The sequence below is a fragment of the Paenibacillus sp. FSL P4-0113 genome (assembly GCF_038009305.1).
Classification (GTDB): Bacteria; Bacillota; Bacilli; order Paenibacillales; family Paenibacillaceae; genus Paenibacillus; species Paenibacillus polymyxa_D.
Window position 1 is genome coordinate 5,002,251 of record NZ_JBBPAZ010000001.1, and the last position, 18,110, is coordinate 5,020,360.

At 48.3% G+C, this 18,110-nt stretch carries 20 protein-coding genes; 13 read left to right on the forward strand and 7 right to left on the reverse strand.

Annotated elements, in window-relative coordinates; all coding sequences use genetic code 11:
• Positions 1-65 precede the first annotated feature (65 nt).
• A complete protein-coding gene (gene ligD / locus MKX46_RS21795) occupies positions 66-968 on the reverse strand; it encodes a non-homologous end-joining DNA ligase (RefSeq protein WP_029516225.1) in 903 nt (300 codons plus the stop codon).
• Positions 969-1,181: 213 nt separating this feature from the next.
• Here ligD and MKX46_RS21800 point away from each other — a divergent pair, with 213 nt between their 5' ends.
• From MKX46_RS21800 to MKX46_RS21835, 8 genes are all read left to right on the forward strand, one after another.
• Positions 1,182-2,450, forward strand: coding sequence for a sulfotransferase family protein (locus MKX46_RS21800; RefSeq protein WP_029516226.1), 1,269 nt, complete (start codon positions 1,182-1,184; stop codon positions 2,448-2,450).
• The gene (locus MKX46_RS21805; protein ID WP_029516227.1) at positions 2,447-4,372 is read left to right on the forward strand and encodes an asparagine synthase-related protein; all 1,926 of its coding nucleotides are present in this window, start codon (positions 2,447-2,449) and stop codon (positions 4,370-4,372) included. Before MKX46_RS21800 ends, MKX46_RS21805 begins: the two co-directional genes overlap by 4 nt.
• Positions 4,373-4,424: 52 nt before the next feature.
• Entirely contained in the window at positions 4,425-4,553 is a 129-nt protein-coding gene (locus tag MKX46_RS21810; protein ID WP_134902123.1) for a paeninodin family lasso peptide, read from the forward strand.
• 199 nt (positions 4,554-4,752) lie between these two features.
• Positions 4,753-5,796 (forward strand): serine kinase, encoded by a 1,044-nt coding sequence (locus MKX46_RS21815; RefSeq protein ID WP_341071775.1) that lies wholly within the window; start codon positions 4,753-4,755, stop codon positions 5,794-5,796.
• Positions 5,783-6,085: a lasso peptide biosynthesis PqqD family chaperone gene (locus MKX46_RS21820; RefSeq protein WP_029516229.1), complete on the forward strand. Its 303-nt coding sequence runs from the start codon at positions 5,783-5,785 to the stop codon at positions 6,083-6,085. Before MKX46_RS21815 ends, MKX46_RS21820 begins: the two co-directional genes overlap by 14 nt.
• Before the next feature lies 1 nt (position 6,086).
• Complete coding sequence (locus MKX46_RS21825) at positions 6,087-6,572, forward strand: lasso peptide biosynthesis B2 protein (RefSeq protein WP_029516230.1); 486 nt, start codon at positions 6,087-6,089, stop codon at positions 6,570-6,572.
• Between the two features lie 28 nt (positions 6,573-6,600).
• Positions 6,601-8,094 (forward strand): nucleotidyltransferase domain-containing protein, encoded by a 1,494-nt coding sequence (locus MKX46_RS21830; protein ID WP_069011102.1) that lies wholly within the window; start codon positions 6,601-6,603, stop codon positions 8,092-8,094.
• 142 nt (positions 8,095-8,236) lie between these two features.
• Positions 8,237-10,096, forward strand: a complete 1,860-nt coding sequence (locus MKX46_RS21835; protein ID WP_341071776.1) for an ABC transporter ATP-binding protein — start codon at positions 8,237-8,239, stop codon at positions 10,094-10,096.
• Positions 10,097-10,118: 22 nt separating this feature from the next.
• On the opposite strand, the gene ku is transcribed toward MKX46_RS21835, so the two are convergent.
• Complete coding sequence (ku, locus tag MKX46_RS21840) at positions 10,119-11,033, reverse strand: non-homologous end joining protein Ku (protein ID WP_029516233.1); 915 nt, start codon at positions 11,031-11,033, stop codon at positions 10,119-10,121.
• Between the two features lie 210 nt (positions 11,034-11,243).
• Between ku and MKX46_RS21845 the strand changes: the two genes are divergently transcribed.
• From MKX46_RS21845 to MKX46_RS21855, 3 genes are read left to right on the forward strand one after another with little or no spacing between them, the layout of a single operon-like run.
• Positions 11,244-11,483 (forward strand): hypothetical protein, encoded by a 240-nt coding sequence (locus MKX46_RS21845; RefSeq protein ID WP_341071777.1) that lies wholly within the window; start codon positions 11,244-11,246, stop codon positions 11,481-11,483.
• Between the two features lie 52 nt (positions 11,484-11,535).
• Entirely contained in the window at positions 11,536-11,715 is a 180-nt protein-coding gene (locus MKX46_RS21850) for an H-type small acid-soluble spore protein (protein ID WP_029516235.1), read from the forward strand.
• A 3-nt stretch (positions 11,716-11,718) separates the two neighbouring features.
• Complete coding sequence (locus MKX46_RS21855; RefSeq protein ID WP_161626982.1) at positions 11,719-11,886, forward strand: hypothetical protein; 168 nt, start codon at positions 11,719-11,721, stop codon at positions 11,884-11,886.
• A 302-nt stretch (positions 11,887-12,188) separates the two neighbouring features.
• Here MKX46_RS21855 and MKX46_RS21860 read toward each other — a convergent pair whose 3' ends face one another.
• The 5 genes from MKX46_RS21860 to MKX46_RS21880 all read right to left on the reverse strand — a co-directional run bounded on the left by MKX46_RS21860 (position 12,189) and on the right by MKX46_RS21880 (position 16,651).
• Complete coding sequence (locus MKX46_RS21860) at positions 12,189-12,845, reverse strand: 3-oxoacid CoA-transferase subunit B (RefSeq protein ID WP_029516236.1); 657 nt, start codon at positions 12,843-12,845, stop codon at positions 12,189-12,191.
• Positions 12,842-13,507 carry a CoA transferase subunit A gene (locus MKX46_RS21865; protein WP_029516237.1) on the reverse strand — a complete coding sequence of 222 codons (666 nt, stop codon included), beginning with the start codon at positions 13,505-13,507 and terminating at the stop codon, positions 12,842-12,844. Before MKX46_RS21865 ends, MKX46_RS21860 begins: the two co-directional genes overlap by 4 nt.
• Before the next feature lie 43 nt (positions 13,508-13,550).
• Positions 13,551-14,291 carry an acetoacetate decarboxylase gene (locus MKX46_RS21870; RefSeq protein ID WP_039269579.1) on the reverse strand — a complete coding sequence of 247 codons (741 nt, stop codon included), beginning with the start codon at positions 14,289-14,291 and terminating at the stop codon, positions 13,551-13,553.
• Between the two features lie 54 nt (positions 14,292-14,345).
• Positions 14,346-15,530, reverse strand: coding sequence for an acetyl-CoA C-acetyltransferase (locus MKX46_RS21875; RefSeq protein ID WP_209949652.1), 1,185 nt, complete (start codon positions 15,528-15,530; stop codon positions 14,346-14,348).
• A gap of 590 nt (positions 15,531-16,120) precedes the next feature.
• A complete protein-coding gene (locus MKX46_RS21880; RefSeq protein WP_341071778.1) occupies positions 16,121-16,651 on the reverse strand; it encodes a cysteine hydrolase family protein in 531 nt (176 codons plus the stop codon).
• A gap of 134 nt (positions 16,652-16,785) precedes the next feature.
• Between MKX46_RS21880 and tsaE the strand changes: the two genes are divergently transcribed.
• Both tsaE and tsaB read left to right on the forward strand, forming a co-directional pair.
• Positions 16,786-17,265 carry a tRNA (adenosine(37)-N6)-threonylcarbamoyltransferase complex ATPase subunit type 1 TsaE gene (gene tsaE / locus MKX46_RS21885; protein WP_029516241.1) on the forward strand — a complete coding sequence of 160 codons (480 nt, stop codon included), beginning with the start codon at positions 16,786-16,788 and terminating at the stop codon, positions 17,263-17,265.
• 3 nt (positions 17,266-17,268) lie between these two features.
• Positions 17,269-18,105, forward strand: coding sequence for a tRNA (adenosine(37)-N6)-threonylcarbamoyltransferase complex dimerization subunit type 1 TsaB (gene tsaB, locus MKX46_RS21890; protein ID WP_341071779.1), 837 nt, complete (start codon positions 17,269-17,271; stop codon positions 18,103-18,105).
• Positions 18,106-18,110: the final 5 nt, after the last annotated feature.

Sequence of the window (18,110 nt, forward strand, 5' to 3'; positions counted from 1 at the left end):
AGGGGACAATTCCTCAGCCTAATGGCTGCGGGGTTCGTCCCCTTTTTTGTTCTTCCAAGCATGGATCAGGTTCGGTGTGCCTTGGTGCGCATATGCTTGAGGACATCTTCTACAGGTTGGGGAGGAACCTTGTCGATCAAGTCGCCTACCTGATTTAGTCGTTCCTCAATATTCAGCAAATGGTAGTCAAGTGGTGATACATCTTGCCGTACCTCTTCCCATGTTAGCGGGGTGGAGACCGTAGCGCCGGGGCGTGCCCGCGGGGTATAAGGAGCGGCCAGAGTTTTCCCCTGATAATGCTGCAAATAATCAAAATAGATGGCTGTTCCACGATCCTTCTTTAACCTTTCGAGTGTGAACAGATGCGGGTGCTTTTCTGTCACAAACTGTCCGACTAATAGCCCGATGCTGCGAAGTTCGTCGAAGGTTATGCCTGTACGGATCGGAACGATAATTTGTACACCTGTGGCCCCGGATGTTTTGGGGACGGAGTCCAAACCAAGCGAAGCCAGTACTTCACCGACAATAGAGGCTGCCTCCATAATACGTGGCTCCACCTCTCTGGATGGATCAAGGTCAATCATCCATTCACAGGGCAGCTTGTTTCCCGCTTCGTGCAGAGAGGGGTGGAATTCCAACGCAGCTTGATTACCAAGCCAGAGGAGTTGTGGCAATTTGCCGAGCACGATATATTCAATGCCATCATGCAGGGCGGTTTCAATATAGTCCGGCCGAGGACGTGGGGCATTTTTCTGATAAAAAAAATCACCGTGAATCCCATGTGGCCAGCGGATGACGGTCAGCAGACGATGATGACAATATTTGAGCAGGAAGGGAGCCAGTACCGCGAGCTTGCGAAGATACAGCGCCTTAGTCACGCCTGCTTCAGGCCACAGCGGTTTATCCGGGTTGGTGATAGGAATTTCCTGACCTTCAATGGTAATAGTACCTTTAACAGCTTGTCCCATTGTGCTATCCTCCTTTGGCTAATATGCAGCAAAATCTTTATTTACAGGCTGATTGTTAAGCTTTTAGATCTACATAGGGTTTAACATGAACGTGAAGTGCTGAATTTATCCATCAAAAGGATTGACAAGATACATTATGTATCATAAATTTATAATAAAAATACGATATGTATCTATTAAAGTGTCTTGAGCAGAGGTAGAGGAGGAGTTTGCTTGATTGAAAAGCAAGGCGGAGGGCTGGTATTCCTGTTAAGTGTCCCTCGGAGTGGAAGCTCGTTGCTTACCGCCATTTTGCAAAACCATTCCCGCCTGTTTGCCACGCAGGAAATGTGGTTTCTGCTCAGTTTATATGATCTTCCGCAGTCACATACACGCCCATATGGAGGAACAGGGATACTCCGGCAATTTTTTAAAGGTATGGTCCCCTCCGACGTATTGGAGCAGGCCTCCCGTTCGTATGCACTTGAAATATATAATGGTTTGCTTCAAGGTACAACAGCAGATATGCTTATCGACAAATCCCCGCGTTACTATACGGTGCTGGAATTTATAGACCGTTTATTCCCTGCTGCCCGCAGGTTGTGGCTTATCCGAAACCCTTTGGCCATTGTGGCCTCATTCAAAAAGGTCAATCAGCTACGGAACGGACGTTTTCAACTACTGGAGGAACTGGGGAGTCCGCATTTTAATATGAAAATGACGGATATTACGGTTGGTTTGTTCCGTTATACTCATTATTTTGCTACACCTCATCCACTTGCATACCCGCTTAGATATGAACAGCTCGTATCCAATCCAACGATGGAGATCGAGAAACTGTGCAGTTTTTTGGGAATCCATTATGAAGCGGGGATGGAAAAGTACGGAGATTTCGCGGATACGCCCAAATCCAGTCTTTTTTATAGTATGGGAGCGGGCGATCCATTCGTAGGAGAGCATGAACAGGCGCATCAGGATTCGGTACATAGCTGGCAACATGTGTTGAGTAAAAGGGAAATTGAGCTGTATTGCAGAAGCATTGGGTCCCGCATGTTTAAGCAACTTGGTTACGCGGAAGCGCTGGAGCAGGCTGAACAGATGACTGGAGTTCGCTTTGAAGATGAGCCAGATATGGAGCTGCTGAGTCGACGTACACAACAATTCCTCCAGCAAAGCGGCTTTGAATGGAAGGCAGCTTATCGGATGCTGGAAGAACAGGATACAGATAACAGAGAACTCATGACAAATGCAATCCATCATACTCCACCCCAAGATCCGACATGGATGCATGTGGACCAGAGCGTGAACGATCGACGGATCCAATCACTGGAAAACAGGTTGGCACATAGCTATGAGGAGCGGAACCGTCTTATCGCTCAGCTTCAAAGCTATCAACGCCCACATCAAGGTCTCCGATCTCGCAGCCTCTTGGCCCGTAAACTCAGGTACTTGGCGTCTGTAGCATTATCAAGTATAGGAAAAGAAAAAGGGGGAAGAACGTGAGTGCGATTGCCGGAATCTATAGCTTTGGGCATGAGTCTGTATGCACCGAAGAAGGCGGGAAAATGATGCAGGCCCTGCGGAAATATCCCGCTGACCGCGTATGCGCTTGGTGTGAAGGCTCTATTTTTTTGGGTTGTCATGCCCAGTATGTGACCCCGGAATCTGTTCATGAGCGTCTTCCCTTTTATGATGAGCTAAGAGATTTGGCAATCACGGCGGATGCGATTATTGACAATCGTTCCGAGCTGTTTGAACGGCTGGGAGTTGAGCAGGAACGGCGGCAAGATATCACGGACAGCGAGCTGATTTTGCTGGCATATGACAAATGGGGAGTGGAGGCAGCCAGTTATCTGATAGGTGATTTTGCCTTTGTCATTTGGGATGCCAAGGAATATCGATTATATGGTGCTCGAGATATGACAGGCCATCGTACGCTGTACATCTACCAACATGACCGAGGATTCGCGTTTAGCACGGTAGTCGCTCCGCTTTTGGCCCTGTCCTCTCTGCGAAAAGAACTGCATGAACCGTGGCTGGCCGAATTTTTGTCCATCCGCACCATGCAGGAATCCGTCGATATCGGGACGACCGCCTACAAGCATATCAACCAGCTTCCTCCTGCACATTGGTTCACTATGGAGGAGGGGAAGCGAACCCTTCATAAATATGCATGCCTGGATGAGGTAGAGCCACTGCGGCTCAAAACAGGAGGTGAGTACATAGAAGCTTTCCACGAGGTGTTCACACAGGCGGTCACTGCCCGATTACGGACGCATCGCGCTGTAGGGGCTGCCTTGAGCGGAGGGCTGGATTCCGGAGCGGTTGCCAGCTTTGCCGCGCCAGCGCTGCACTTGCAACAAAAGCCGCTACATGCCTACAGCTATGTGCCTGTTCAAGATTTTACAGACTGGACACCGCCTACATTGCTGGCGAACGAACGAAGCTACATTCATTCTACGGCTCGCTATGTGGGCAACATTCACGAGAACTATATGGATTTTGAGGGAAAAAGTCCGTTTTCAGAAATTGATATTTGGCTGGATTTGATGGAGGCTCCCTACAAATATTTTGAAAACTCCTTCTGGATCAGAGGTTTTTATGAAAAAGCGCAGGAACACAATGTCGGTGTACTGTTGACCGGGGCACGAGGCAATTTTTCCGTATCGTGGGGCCCTGCACTGGACTATTATGCCCGTCAGTTTCGTCATTTGCACTGGTTGCAATCCTTTCAGGGATTGAGGCGGTACAGCAAGCTTACGGGCAGGCGTATGTCTCATCTACTCCCCGTGATGTTGAAGAAAGCGACTTCACTTGAACCTCGTTTATGGCTGCGGCGTGGCCATCGCAGTCCCGTTCCTTCACTGATTCACCCAGAGTTTGCCCAACGGATGAATGTAGAAGATATTCCTGTATTGAGCGGAACAGGTTGGATGAAAAATGCCGATCAGACGAGAAAAGAGAAGTTCTCAAATTTGGCGATTGCCAACAAAAATGGTGTGGTCGCGACCAAACTTTCACTACGTTACGGCCTATGGGAACGTGATCCGACCGGGGACAGCCGGGTAATTCGCTTTTGCTTATCGGTGCCTTTTGAGCAGTATGTACAAAACGGTCGGGACCGTGCCCTCATTCGTACGGCCATGCGTGATCATCTACCTGATGATGTTCGGTTGAACCAGCGGGTACGCGGCGTGCAGCCTGCAGATTGGCTACATCGTATGCTTCCTTGTTGGGATACGTTTATGGGGGAGCTTCAACTGATGTGTCATGATTTACGAGCCGCCGAATATCTCAATATTGAGTTTATTAAGACGGCTATGGCAAAACTTCACCACCCCGGCCCTGAGCAGGCGTCTGATCCGAATATAAGACTACTCATGCATAGCCTGATTGTGTACCGTTTTCTCTGTAGATTCAACTGATCGAATCTGTTCGGTCAGACAGTTCGCCATTCGTTGGAGGGGAGGTGATGAAATGAGTAAAAAAGAATGGCAGGAACCGACGATAGAGGTGCTGGATATTAGCCAGACCATGGCGGGTAAAGGCTGGAGACAGATTGATTGGGTGTCCGACCACGATGCCGATATCTATAATCCAAGCTAATAGATGGTTATACATGTTATACATGCAGCCAATGTTGGACTGGAAGCCAGACAACTGGGCCGATAACGATTGAATGAACGAAAATAGCATGATCCATTGGACTCGTATTCAATATACAGCCGTCTTTATTTCTTTCGGGTTAGAGGTGTTGCCCAAGAAATAAAGACGGGATTTTTAAAGACAGAGGAGTGAGTCCTACGTGCATGACAGGAGTGCAAATGTCAGTTGGACGAAATATACGGCCTTTGGACTCAGGATTGCGAGTGAGCTGAATCTGCCTGAGCTGATGTTGGCAGCACCAGGAGTGGTAGAGGATGTAATCATTCGACAGGCTGATTTGACTGCATGGAGTGGTCAGCTGGAGCAGGCCAATTTTGTGATGCTGGATGAGCGATTTATGTTCCGAATACCGGGCACGGCCATTTATGCCGTCAGGGAAGGCAAGGAGATCGAGGTAAGTATATTCTCTGGGGCTGATCCTGACACCGTGCGGCTGTTTGTGCTGGGTACATGCATGGGTGTTCTGCTGATGCAAAGACGAATATTACCTATTCACGGAAGTGCGGTCGTCATCGGGGGGAGGGCCTACGCATTTGTGGGTGAATCGGGTACGGGGAAATCGACATTGGCTGCTGTTTTTAGGCAGGCAGGTTATCAGATGGTTAGTGATGACGTGATTGCTGTAAAAGCTACGGGTTCCTCTGCCATTGTGTATCCAGCTTATCCGCAGCAAAAGCTGGGGCTTGAAAGCTTGCTCCAACTGGAGGCTTTACGGGAGAACAAGCATGTACGCAAAAGAAAGCACATACAGTCCCTAACTGACGACAATTCTGTAATGCCACAATACACAGATCTGCGTACGCTTGCAGGTGAGCTGAATAAATATGCCGTACCCGCCGTAGATGATTTTTATAACGATCCGCTGCCCTTAGGGGGCGTATTCGAGCTGGTGGCAGATTCTCCAACCCGTGCGTTGATGCGCGAAGGGGAGCTAGTGGCGGTTACGGAACAGCCCTTGAACGTTCTGGAGTGCTTGCATACATTACTACAACATACATATCGCAGGGTGATTATTCCGCGAATGGGTTTGAGTGAATGGTCGTTTGATACAGCGGCTAGGATGGCTCGGAAAGTGGAGGGCTGGCGCTTGCTGAGGGATAGTTCCGTCTTTACTGCGTCCGAGGTTGTACAACGGGTACTTGAACTCATTCGTAAGGAGGAAAAGAGTTATGGCAGCCACTAATCCAGCTAAGGATCATTATCGCGTCATTTACAATGAAGAGGTCTACGTCAGTGATATGGACGGAGAAAAAGTGATGATGAGCATTAACACTGGTAAATATTACAATTTAGGCTACACAGGAGGACGAATCTGGGAACTGGCAGAATCCGGTCCTTCACTTGGCGATATCGTAACTGTCCTGACGAACGAATATGAGGTGGACGAGGAACAGTGCAGACAGCAGGTACATACCTTTGTGGCTGAGTTGGAGCGGGAAGGACTGTTAAAGCTTCTACGGGAGCCGGTATAACATGCGGATACAACGGCTTCTTCTCCTGTCTCCAGAAGTCAGAAGATTGTTGCCGGAAGCCTGGCTGGAGCTGGGATGGGCGAGGCTGCGCCAGCGTCGTTCTTTTTGGGATTACTCAAGGGCTTGGGGCATACGTATGGAAGAAACCCCATGGCAGTGTGACGTTGGGCAAGAGAAGTCCATTCAGCAGATTTCACACGCTGTAGAGCTGGCAAGCAGTTATACTCCTTGGCGTAGTAGTTGTCTTGTACAAGCCGCTGCGGCGATGACGTTGCTGGGGCGCAGGAAACTGGACTGCACGCTGTATCTGGGTACAGCCAAAAATGCCGCTGGACGCTTGGCTGCACATGCATGGGTACGTAGCGGACCGATTTATGTTACGGGGAAACGGGAGATGGAAGCATTTACGGTGGTGGGGATATTCGGAAGACGTGCTGTGATGGATACAAATAAGAATATGGAAGATAAAAGTAGTTCTTTACTTTAATGCGATGAGACACGAAGGAGAAGAATGCATGCCCACCAAGTCTGTTTTGGAACTTGCGAATTGGAATGAGGATCAAGAATTAACGTTGTTACTCTCTCTATTGGGGAAGGACGTTATTCATTGGCAGGATACGACTGCTGCTACCCAGCTGCGTGAGATGGATTGGGTCCGCTTTTTACGTCTGACCGAGCACCATCGAGTGGTACCTACGGTGTATCTCCAGCTAAAAACATTGAATCAACCATTCATTCCCGCAGAATTGTTGCGAAACCTTCAGGCGCAATATCATCGAAACACGCTTCGCATGCTCCATCTTCAAGCAGAAGCCGAGCGTCTGACCAGGCTGCTCATAGCTCATGGAATTCGTGTGCTTATGTTGAAGGGGCCTGCTCTGGCGCAGCAATTATACGGGGATGTTTCTCTGCGTACTTCCAAGGACATAGACTTACTCATTGCCCCTGACGATATGGATGAGGCTGAGCATTGGATGCAGGAAGCTGGATATTCGTCCAAGAGCGGAGAAGTGCGTGTCCTTGGCAGTTGGAAATGGAAGGACCATCATGCATCCTATTTACATCCGCAAAAACGGGTAGAGATAGAGTTGCATTGGCGGCTTCACCCGGATGGGGGTGGGGAACCCTCTTTTAACGAGCTGTGGAACTGCCGGAAAAAGGGCAAAGCTGCAGGAGCCATTCGGCAGGTACCGTTGGGATCTGCCGACAACAGGACTGTGATGACGTCCTGTATGTATACGCTTGGCAGCGAGCATCAATTTCTGTACTTGAGTGCGCATGGTGCGCGTCACGGTTGGTTCAGGCTGCGCTGGCTGGTTGACATCGACAGGCTTGCGATATGTGCTGTCGATTGGGAGGCGCTACTGCCGATGATGCGCCGCTACGGGGGCCTGCCTGCTGGCGGGCAGGCTTGGGCACTCGCCGCTGCGCTGTTGGGTACGCCGATACCGGAGCCGATGCGTCCGGTATCGGCTACCCGGCAGGCGCATAGGCTCGCGCTGAGCGCGCTGGCCTTCATGCAGGCCAGCGTACCCGCACTGTACCCGATCACCCACGGGTCGGGTACAGGTAGGCTTGCTCCATCAGAGCTGCTGCACAGCAGAGCCTTGGCGGAGCAAGCGGAGGCCGCCCCTCCAGGTGGCGGTCCTTCAGTATGCAGTACCTCTGGCGAAGCAGCCATGCTTGCCACCCGTGGCGTTACTAGCATCACGGAAGATGCCAGTAACGACGATCATAGCCCGATGAGCACCGCTACCAGTTGTGCCCCGATGACTCCAGCTGCTGCCTCCAGCCAAGTCATGACCAAAAACAGGGCTGTCTATCAGCCGGTCAGCCGCACTTACTTGCTTTCCTTAAAAGAGCCAAGACACAGACTATGGTATCTCATCAGCCGTTTGTTTCCTTCTACGGGCGATTCGAGCGTTTTTCCATTGCCTCGTCAGCTGCATTTTTTGTATATCCCTTTACGTCCATTTCTCTGGCTGAAGCGGCGATTTTCAAAGCACTGACTCGATAGAGGATTTTGTGAAAATCCAATAAGCGGCTTTTAATGAACAATATATAGATCGAAATGGTCTAGTTCGTCTATATATTGCACTTTGGAGCGATTGGGATCGAATTTTGCAAAGTCCTGAATAAGGAGTGTGCATTATGGTTCACCTGCGATTATATATGACAAAGCTGTATAGCGTGAACGGCGGTGCGTTATTTCTCAATATTGGGTGTATGATCATTGTCAGTCTACTGGAGGGTTTTGGCATTTATATGCTTGTTCCTATGCTGGCGGCCATCGGCGTATTTGTCGGTCATTCAGGGATGCCATTTCTGTCTGATGGATTGGATCATTTTTTGCCGTTCGTTCCTAAAAGCTGGCTATTGCCGGGGATGTTGATGGTTTTTGTAGTGCTGCTTACAGGGCAGGCTTTGCTTCAGCGTTACCAATCCATCCTGAATTCGCGGATTCAGCAGCGTTTTATGCGTTCTCTTCGAATAGACGTGTACACTTCCTTTATGAAGGCGCAGTGGGCCTTTTATTTGCGTCAGCGTAAATCTGATTTTAGCCATGTGATGACGACCGAGCTGGCGCGTGTCAGTCAGGGAACAAATTTGCTTCTTCAACTGACTACAGCCGTCATGTTTACGCTGATCCAGATTGCGCTGGCTTTTTGGTTATCCCCCTCTTTAACCGGACTGGTATTTCTGAGTGGATTGGGGCTGTTTGTTGTGTTTCGCCGCTCCATTCGAAATGCCAAACAATTAGGTGATCGTACGACTGAACTGTCACAGGTTTATTTTGCTGGAATTACGGATCACATGAACGGTATGAAAGATATAAAAAGCAATCTGTTGGAAGCGGCGAATATCCATTGGTTTCGCTCCCTGACGCAACGCATGGAGGATAATACGACTCAATTTGTCCGGCAAAATGCGACCACACAGTTTTTTCATCGTGCAATGGCAGCTGTTTTTGTCGCTTGTGTCATATTTATATCGCTGCAGTGGCTGCATGTTACACCTGAAAAACTGATTGTGCTGATTCTTATATTTTCCCGCTTATGGCCTCGATTTGCTCTTATTCAAGCGAGTCTGGAATACATCATGTCTATGATCTCCGCTTTTGAAAGTGTCACCAAGGTGCAACAGGAGTGCGAAGCTTTCACAGATCCGTCATTGATTGCACTTGCATCCTCTGAGACTCGCGTTCCATCTGATCCATCGGTAGTCAATCTATCATCTGCATCTGAACGGCAACCCCTGTCCCTTCGTCATGGGATTGAATGCAGCCATCTGGATTATCGCTACGAGGGTGCAGCAGAGCCTGCACTGCGTCATATTAATTTGTTCATACCCGCCCGGGAAATGACAGCCATTGTAGGGAAATCAGGAGCAGGTAAAAGTACAATGGTCGATGTCCTGATGGGTTTTTTACGTCCAACTGGGGGGCAGATTATAATAGACGGGCTTGTTCTGGGCGACGAATTATTGCCCCAGTGGCGGCAGTCGTTTGGCTACGTGTCACAAGATCCATTTTTATTTCATGCGACTGTCCGCGAAAATTTGATGCTAGCGGATAAGGATGCTAGTGAGCAGCAGCTATGGGAGGCGTTACATTTTGCGGCAGCAGACAACTTTGTATCCAGACTGCCCGAAGGGCTGGACACGATCATTGGAGATCGCGGGATTCGTCTGTCTGGAGGAGAACGTCAACGGCTAGTATTAGCACGGGCTATCTTGCATCATCCTCCGGTACTTATATTAGATGAAGCGACAAGTGCGCTGGATGGTGAACATGAAGCCGCAATTCAGGCAGCACTGGAACGGATGAAAGGTCAAATGACGTTGATCGTCATCGCTCATCGCCTGTCAACCATCAGACATGCGGATCAAATTGTCGTACTGGATCAAGGCGAGGTCATACAGCAGGGGGACTACCGCCAACTGGAACAAGAGGAGCGGGGGGCGTTCAGTCAGCTACTATCGTATCAAAGCAGTGTCACCGCCACCCCTTAACCAGACTTTTCTGTAACTCAGCTTAAGTTTCTTTACGTTTGGCAGTGCTTCTTTTCTTTTTGACTGGAGTCGGAGAGAGGTTGTCGCCTGCCACCGCCTGCTGTGCTGTTGGGGCTGCTGGTTTACGCGCAGGGCGTTTTTTCGCAGCAGGGCCGGGATCGGTAACGACAGGTTGCACTGCCTCGATGCTGGCCTGAAGGGCGGCCATTAAATCTACTACATTGGTCTGAGGCTGTGTTGGGGCGATTCGCACCTCTTCACCAGCAACTTTATGCTGAATGAGATCCAGCAGACGCTCGCGGTACTGATCCGTATACTTTGCTGCATCAAAAGGTGTAGATAGCTGCTCAATCAGCATTTTGGCCATGGTCAGCTCCTTCTCTTTAACCTCTTCCTGCCCGGGTAAGTTAGGAACTTGAGCAATGGGACGAATTTCATCGGGGTAAAACATCGTCTCCACCGCCAAACATTCATCCAACACCCGAATCGCCGCCAAGCTGCTTTTAGAGCGGATGGAGATTTGGGCAATCCCGATTTTCCCGGTATCCTTCATTGCATTCATGAGCAGCTTATACGCATTGGAGCCGGCCTGATCCGGGGACAAATAATACGTTTTCTGAAAGTAAATCGGATCAATTTCCTGCAAATCCACAAAATCCAAAATCACGATATTTTTATCCGCTTGTCCGCTAACTTGCTCCAGTTCCTCCTTGTCGAACATAACAAATTTTCCTTTTTCATACTCGTAGCCTTTTCCAATTTCCTCCCACTCAACCTCCTTGTCACAAACGGGACACTTTCGTACATAGCTAAGTGGGCTTCCACACTCCTTGTGAATGTAACGCATGGAAATGTCCTTATCCTCCGTAGCTGAAAACATTTTAACGGGCACATGAACCAGCCCGAAGCTGATCGCGCCTTTCCAGACCGTATGCATACCGCCAGTCCTCCTTTTCTTTAATCCGCATTTTGCATCCTTCGATTCCGGGCACCCCGGGATATGAGCATATGATTTTTACTTAGTATGCTTCGTCCAAGTGATTGTATGAGGTGTAGATGAAGACTGCGAATTGCTGCCGCTTGCGCATGGTTACAGCAATTTTGGTACATAGTAAGGCATATCCGATTCAAAGGGGGTACACAATTTATGTCCGAAAAATCCTATCCTCGGCAGATCAGTCATCGTGTGGGTCAAAGCCATATCGCCTTTCGGGGTCCCGCCGGAGGCGAACAAGATGCATTGCCGCCCGAGTTTGCCCTTTCACATGGAACTCAGCCGCCTTTTCCCGTTGCTGTGGCTCATGTGGATTTGGAGGCTGTAGTTTCAACCTCGCCTTCCCACAGCTTCCCTTCATTGGACGTTGAACGACTTATAGATGAAGACTAGGTAACCAACATTTCTAAATTAATGCACCAACAATCAGCAGGAGGAGAACAGCATGAATGTGGAACGAGCAAAAGCCATTTATGATTCATCCGAAAATATTGCCGTACAATTGGATGGCAAACCGATTTGGATTGAGCATGTAGACGAAGCAAACGGTATGGCTACCGTACAGGTAGGCAGCAACCCCGGCAATACTCAAACCGTCCGTGTGGATCGTCTGGAAGAGCGGTAGGAGATGGGAACCAAACATCTGGTCATTATCCATGGCCGTGACAAAAAGCCCAGATGCGACGAAATGCTTCGTCTTATTAAAAAAGCACTGATCGCAGGATTGCGTCGAGTGAACGAGGAAGCGGCACAAAAACTGGAGCAAGAGCAGATTTTACTGACATTTAACGGTTGAAAATGATTTCCATCTGATGCTGAATCGAAATTTAATAGAAAGTATTGATGATCAGCCGCTTATTCAGACATTCTGGAAAGATAGTCACACTGGGCGTGCCAATCCCCACAACTTCTTTGCTTATCTTAACCATACAAAGGTGGCTGAGCATGTAGCGGATTGGATTTTACGCTCAAAAAGGCTCGCAATTGCTCAATGAGCAATTAGCGAACCTTTTTTTGTAATAACAAGTGCAGTCGTAGGGACGAGTTAAATGCCAGACAAGTTAATTTGAAGATGCAGTTGGTTCCTTTCTATGACCTTCACACTGCAATGGCCCTCAAATGTGGTGAAACTATCAGTTTAGCCTCTGTTGCTAATTGAACGTCTTCCACCGTCAAACCCGGAGCAATTTCTTTTAGCATCAGCCCTTTACCCGGAATAACATCAATGACAGCCTTTTCGGTTACTATGGTCTTTACAACATTTACAGCAGTCAAGGGCAGCTTGCATTGTTCCAGTATTTTCGGCGCGCCATTTTTGTTCACATGCTCCATGGCTACAATCACTCTCTTGGCTCCAACTACCAAATCCATGGCTCCCCCCATACCCGGCACCTTTTTCCCAGGGATCATCCAGCTTGCAAGGTTGCCTTTCTCGTCGACCTCCAGGGCGCCCAGCACGGTGATATCCACATGCCCTCCGCGGATGATGGAAAATGAAAGTGCACTGTCAAAAAAGCATGCTCCTTCCATGGTTGTAACGTAGTTTCCGCCTGAATCGATACAATCGAGCCTTTCTTTTCCCTGAGCCGCTTTGGGGCCTACACCGAGGATTCCGTTCTCAGCCTGCAGCATAATATGAATGTCCTCGGGGATATAGTCCACTACCATTGTAGGCAATCCGACACCAAGGTTGACAACTTCACCACTTTTGAATTCCTGGGCTATTCTTCGAGCAATGAATTCTCTGTTATTCATGCGTTTTCACCCACCTTTACAATTGCGTCGACAAATATTCCGGGAACGTTGACATGATTGGGGTCAATTTCACCCGTCTTTACGTATTCGTCTACCTGAGCAACTACATACTCTGCCGCTGTAGCCATAACCATATTGAAGTTACGTGAAGAGCCGTTGATGACAAGATTCCCCGCTTCATCAGCCTTATGGGCTCTGATTAACGCTACATCCGCTTTGAGCGGGAGTTCGAGCAAATATTCCCTTTCATCAATTTTGATTTTCTTTTTTCCTTCCTCTACAACGGTGCCTACACCTACAGGTGTTAAAACCCCGCCCAAACCGGCTCCTCCTGCGCGTATTTTTTCAGCGAGCGTGCCTTGCGGGAAGAGTTGGACCTCAGCTTCTTTCGTCATCAGGAGCCTTCCCGTTTCCGGATTGGAGCCGATATAGGATGCAAAAATTCGCTTTACTCTGCCGCTTTTTACAAGCTTATAGATAGATAATTCTGGTGTGCCTGTGTCGTTGGAAACAATCGCAAGATTGCTGGCGGGATTGGTGTCGACAAGCGCACGAACCAGCTCCTCCGGAAAGCCTCCTGCCAGAAAACCTCCGACCATCACCGTGTCTCCGTCTTTGACCTTCTTAACTGCTTCTTCAGCGGAGATTACTTTGTTATTCATGGTTCCTTCTCCTTATATATATATATTTTTAGGAAAGCAAACTTTATTGAAGATAATCGTAGAGGACTCTTCCATATGGAAGCGTTAAATCAGCAATAAAATGTTTCCCGCCAATATAAGATTTAACCGGCAAATCTGCCACAGGAGCGTTGACATGGGGGATCAGGCTTAATCTGGCAGGCCCTGACCAGGCTCCTTTTACAGTAATGTTCTCAAGATTATACGCTACTAACTGAGCGATTTTGGGGGTACCGTCAACATCAGGAATTAACTTTAAATTAACTTGTGTTTTTGCGATGGCTTTTGCCGTTTCCTTTTCATCAAGAATGTTATATTTGAAAGGCATAGTTCCCGTGGCCACCAGGACGTTGTTATAATGCAATGTACCCGTCAGCGTCTCCGTCTCCTCAACGATCAAGCGAGGCTTTGCCCATTTTTTCGGAAAACCCCAGACTTCGCGTCCCCCCAGAATAGCAGGTGCGTTATCCAAATACATTTGGGCGACAAAATTGCAGGGTTCTCCTTGAAAAGTACATGGAATGACAATACCGCTTTCCTCATAACTTCCTAACCCGGATGAATCGGGCATCTTGATCCATTCATAGGAAACCGTATTGCTTCCATCCGGCTGAAGAGGTTCCGGGACCGCCTGTCTAATCGCAGCGGGATCGGTCTCATAGGTAATGATAAAAAATTCCCGGTTGATGAAGCGGTATGGCGGGCGCCCGTAGCTGCCGCTAGCCGCAGGCATGGATTGGAGTGAAAGTACATCTTTTTGATTCATAACGGTCTCCCTTCCTTTAAGAGATAGTTCTAAAATTCATCTTGAATACGCACTTTAAATGAGCGCATTTTCAACCAGCATCGCTATGCCCATTCCTGTTCCGATGCATAACGAGGCGATGCCGTAACGTGAAGATCTTCGCACCATTTCATGAACCAACGTAGCCAATATCCTAGCACCACTGGCCCCGACAGGATGCCCGATCGCAATCGCGCCCCCATTGACATTCACTTTGTCCAGACTGACCCCTAGCTCTTTCACTACCGCTAATGCTTGTGAGGCAAACGCTTCATTAATTTCAAAAAGATCAATGGCATCGATGGATATACCTTGCTGCTTCAGAAGTGTCGAAATGGCTTTCACTGGCCCCATTCCCATATATGCAGGGTCAACGCCAACAAGGGAATAACCCTTGATATATGCCAATGGCTTTAATGCATGTTCTTTGCATTTGTCTTCCGATACCACAAGTACGGCCGCCGCGCCATCATTGATTCCCGAAGCATTCCCGGCGGTAACCGTTCCGTTCTCCTTAAACGCAGGTTTTAATTGAGAAAGTTTTTCTTTCGTTGTATTTCCTCTTATGTGTTCATCCTCTGTGAAAGAAATAGTTTCTTTTTTGTTTTTGATCATGACTGGAACAATCTGCTCTTCAAAAAGCTTCTTGTTTTTTGCTTCTACGGCCTTTATCTGGCTTTGATAGGCAAATTCGTCCTGCTCCATTCTTGAAATTCCATATTTATCGGCAACATTTTCTGCGGTAATTCCCATATGGTAATGGTTGATCGGGCATGTAAGGCCGTCGGCCACCAGGGAGTCTACCAACTCACCGTTACCAAGTTTGTAGCCGTTTCTTGCATTTCTTAGCAGGTAAGGGGCATTCGACATGCTCTCCATGCCTCCGGCCAAGACGATGTTGCCTTGTTCAGCCAATATTGAATTGTAAGCTAAAGCAACGGCATGAAGTCCTGAACCGCAAACCGTGTTTATCGTTGTTTCGGGTACATCAATAGGGATACCGGCTTTTAATGCCGCCTGTCTGGCAGGATTTTGTCCATTGCCCGCCTGAAGAACATTTCCCAAATAAATCTGATCAATCAAAGAAGGCTCTAATTTACTTTGCTGAAGGCATGCTGTCATCACGGTTGCTCCCAGTTCGGAAGCGCTTAGAGGCGCAAGGGTTTTGTTAAAAGAGCCGACCGCTGTTCTCAACGGGCTTACTAAAGCTACTTTTTTCATTAAAAACTCACATTCCTTTCGCTGTGTTCAAAACACAATACATCCATGATTGCACTTCAATTCGTAATTTCCGCTCTTAACCTAAGAGACGTAGCGACTGCAAGATATATTTGCATGCGGGCATATTCATGGTGTCTAAGACAGTGAATGTGACGGTTCGATCGCCTTCTCTCGTTGGAAATTAAAACCAGTTTTATCATAGTTCTAATGCATTTTTTGCTCAATGTTCAAATATTTACATATATCTATGTACAGATGTTTATAGGGTCATATAGGCCACAATAATTAGGCCATTCTAACGTTTTCTGTTATTTTCTTGTTTTTTCTGAAAATCATGATCATAAATTGAATTTTATGTTAAAAATGAAAGTTACAATCCATACGCAAAAAAATTTTCCTCACAAATATCGCCTAACTCAGCTGGAAAATAAAAAAGGCCTCCAGAATTTTCTGAAGGCGGCTTTGTTTCTGACCAATCTGGTCTTGAAAAAGCTAGGCAGGTTGCCAATCCAATTGAATACATTTGGAATTCCAATAAAAATGATGACGTCTTTGCGAGATAGTGAAAACTTGTGAATTGGATCAATAACTCACGAAAAATGTACATCTGCTGTCGTGAGTAAACGCACAAAACGATTGCCAAGCATCTCATTATGATGAGCTACAATTTGTTCACTGCTCAGCACCTTGCTATCAAATGTACTATGCGCATCCAATACGAGCACGTTGTTCTGGTATCCCAGACTATAGGCGCTTCGGCAAGTCGTGTCGAGGCAAAACTCGGTCTGCATCCCCGCGATTACGAGCTGATCGGCCCCCAGTTCCTTCAGCACATGGCCCAATTCGGTTTGGTAGAAGCTGTCCCAGGATGATTTACGGACAATTCGTTCATGAGGAAGAGGGCGCACCACATCGGCGATGGCCCAGCCTACACTGTTTTCCCGGAAATCCTCATCCGCTTCATCGGTATGCTGTACAAAAATCACGGGTGTACCTGTAGCTCTGGCTTTGTCCAAAAGCTGCTGTAAATGCGATACAACTTCCTGCTCGCGATACAGCTTCTCATCATACATGAACATCGCCTGCTGAACATCAATCAAGAGTAAAACGGTTTGTCCCATCGTTTCGATCCCTCCCTGTGTGTATCATCTAACTTACAATAGCATGTCTTCATGCCTTGCGGCGACATAAGGTGAACTATATAATAAAGAACAAGTTGGAACGGTCCGATTCGGACGAAAGGTGATTAAAATATATGACAATTTCGCAGGAGCAGTTTACGTTCCGTTCTGTCTCAGAGGCACAGACCGGGTCATTGGCAGGTTTTTTGGCAGCCAAAGCGGTTCCCGGAACGGTGATTGTGCTGGATGGAGATCTGGGAGCGGGCAAAACTGCTTTTTCCAAGGCTTTTGCCAGCCATTTAGGTGTGCCGGGTATCGTAAATAGTCCAACCTTTACTCTCATTAAGGAGTACGAGGGCCGATTGCCTTTGTATCATATGGATGTGTACCGGATTTCCCAGGACGAGGCGGAGGATCTCGGGCTGGACGAATATTTTTACGGGACAGGAGTATGTCTGGTGGAATGGGGTAGTATTATACCGGATATATTGCCGGAGCAGCGGCTTCATATGTATATAGAAACAACGGATGTGGGGGAGCGCTTGATTCACCTGACCGGGTACGGCGAGCCTTATGAACAATGGTGCCGCAGTTTGCGGGAGAATGGAGTTTGAACCATGCAAAGAGAGCATACAGATGTGAATGTAAAGCCGCGTGAGCGGTTTTTGACGTTAGATACAGCGACGACCGTGATGGCGGCCGCTCTGATGAACGGAAGAGAATTGCTGGGAGAAAGCAACGTCTATGGCGAACGTAATCACTCCGTGCATGTGATTACCGAGCTGGAACGACTGCTGAATGAAGAAGGGCTGACACGAGATGATGTAGATGGTATTGCAGTTGGTGTTGGACCGGGGTCTTATACCGGTATCCGGATTGCGGTGACTGCAGCCAAAACACTCGCTTGGGCCTGGGGTATCCCGGTGACGTCCATATCGACTTTGCACGCTTTGGCGTGGGGTGGTTGGAATCGCGGCATCGAGATGAAGGGACAAGAAGATAAAAATGAGTCTGTGAATAACGGTTCGTCCGGAGCGCAGGCAGCAGACTGGATTGTGCCTGTGCTGGATGCGCGCCGTGGTCAGGTTTACACGGGGCTGTTCGCCGTGAATACAGTTGACGACGTCGAGAGTCCGCAACGGCTGGAGCCAGATGCAATTCGCTTAATGATTGCTTGGACCGATGACCTGCTGCAACGGCTGGAGGCTTTGCCCTCTGAAGAGCGTCCTCCAGTCATTTGGCTAGTCGGTGAAACGACGGTTCACGCCGAAACAGCTGAGCGTCTGCGTGCTTGGAGCGAGCTTCGTATTGTACCTTATGAGCTGGAAGGAAGATGGGTTGGCCGCCTTGGGGCGGATAAGCTGCTTCGTCAGGAACATGACGAGCTACATACGCTGGTTCCTAATTATACCCAGCTGGCGGAGGCGGAAGCCAATCTGCTTCGTCAGCGCTGAAGAGA